The organism is Mycolicibacterium arseniciresistens, assembly GCF_030519285.1.
GTDB lineage: Bacteria > Actinomycetota > Actinomycetes > Mycobacteriales > Mycobacteriaceae > Mycobacterium > Mycobacterium arseniciresistens.
In genome coordinates this window covers 1-1,224 of the sequence record NZ_JAUMSQ010000382.1, presented here as the reverse complement: position 1 = coordinate 1,224, position 1,224 = coordinate 1, and the positions used below count along the sequence as shown (strand labels likewise).

The window sequence follows — 1,224 nt, the reverse complement described above, 5'->3', positions numbered from 1 at the left end:
CGACGCGCCGTGCACCGGCCTCGGCGCGCTGCGCCGCAGACCCGAGGCCCGCTGGCGCAGGCAGCCCGGTGACGTGCCCGCGCTGGCGAAACTGCAACGTGAACTCCTCGCGGCGGCGATCGCGCTCACCCGCCCGGGCGGCGTGGTGCTCTACGCCACCTGCTCGCCGCACCTGGCCGAGACGGTGGGCGTGGTGGCCGACGCGCTGCGCCGCCACCCGGTCACCGCGCTGGACACCCGGCCGATGTTCGCCGCGGGCCGCGACCCGCTGCCCGACCTCGGCGACGGCCCGTACGTCCAGCTGTGGCCGCACCGGCACGGCACCGACGCGATGTTCGCCGCGGCGCTGGAAGTAGGGTGAAATCCATGCCGGAGCAACCGATGATCGCGCCGTCGATCCTGGCCGCCGACTTCGCCCGACTGGCGGACGAGACCGCCGTCGTGACGGGCGCCGACTGGCTGCACGTCGACGTGATGGACAACCACTTCGTGCCGAACCTCACGCTCGGCCTGCCGGTGGTCGAGTCGCTGCTCAAGGTCACCGACATCCCGATGGACTGCCATCTGATGATCGAGGATCCGGACCGGTGGGCCCCGCCGTACGCGGAGGCAGGCGCCTACAACGTCACCTTCCACGCCGAGGCGACGGACAACCCGGTGGGCGTGGCCCGCGACATCCGCGCCGCAGGCGCCAAGGCCGGCCTCTCGGTGAAGCCCGGGACATCGCTGGAGCCCTACCTGGAGATCCTCCGCGACTTCGACACCCTGCTGGTGATGTCCGTCGAGCCCGGCTTCGGCGGCCAGAAGTTCATCCCCGAGGTGCTGACGAAGGTGGCCACCGCCCGCCGGCTCGTCGACGCCGGCGAACTGACGATCCTGGTCGAGATCGACGGCGGCATCAACGCCGACACCATCGAGGCGGCCGCCGAGGCCGGGGTGGACTGCTTCGTCGCCGGGTCCGCGGTCTACAGCGCCGAGGATCCCGCGGCCGCCGTGGCGTCGCTGCGCCAGCGGGCCGCAGGGGCATCCCGACACCTGGTGCTGTGACCCCCGAGGCCGCGATGCGGCTGGCCGTCGAACACGCCGACCGCGTGAAGGGCACGACCTATCCCAACCCGCCGGTGGGTGCGGTGATCCTCGACGCGGAGGGTGAGGTCGCCGGCGTGGGCGCCACCGAGCCGCCGGGCGGGCCGCATGCCGAGGTGGTCGCACTGCGGCGGGCCG

1 protein-coding gene and 2 pseudogenes are annotated in these 1,224 nt (G+C 73.3%); all 3 read left to right on the top strand.

The window, feature by feature from the left end; all coding sequences use genetic code 11:
• A pseudogene (locus Q2100_RS28790) lies at positions 1 to 361 on the top strand (rRNA cytosine-C5-methyltransferase); the annotation flags it as partial.
• Between the two features lie 5 nt (positions 362 to 366).
• The gene (gene rpe / locus Q2100_RS28785) at positions 367 to 1,047 is read left to right on the top strand and encodes a ribulose-phosphate 3-epimerase (RefSeq protein WP_264011930.1); all 681 of its coding nucleotides are present in this window, start codon (positions 367 to 369) and stop codon (positions 1,045 to 1,047) included.
• A pseudogene (locus Q2100_RS28780) lies at positions 1,044 to 1,224 on the top strand (bifunctional diaminohydroxyphosphoribosylaminopyrimidine deaminase/5-amino-6-(5-phosphoribosylamino)uracil reductase RibD); the annotation flags it as partial. The gene rpe and the pseudogene Q2100_RS28780, both read left to right, overlap by 4 nt.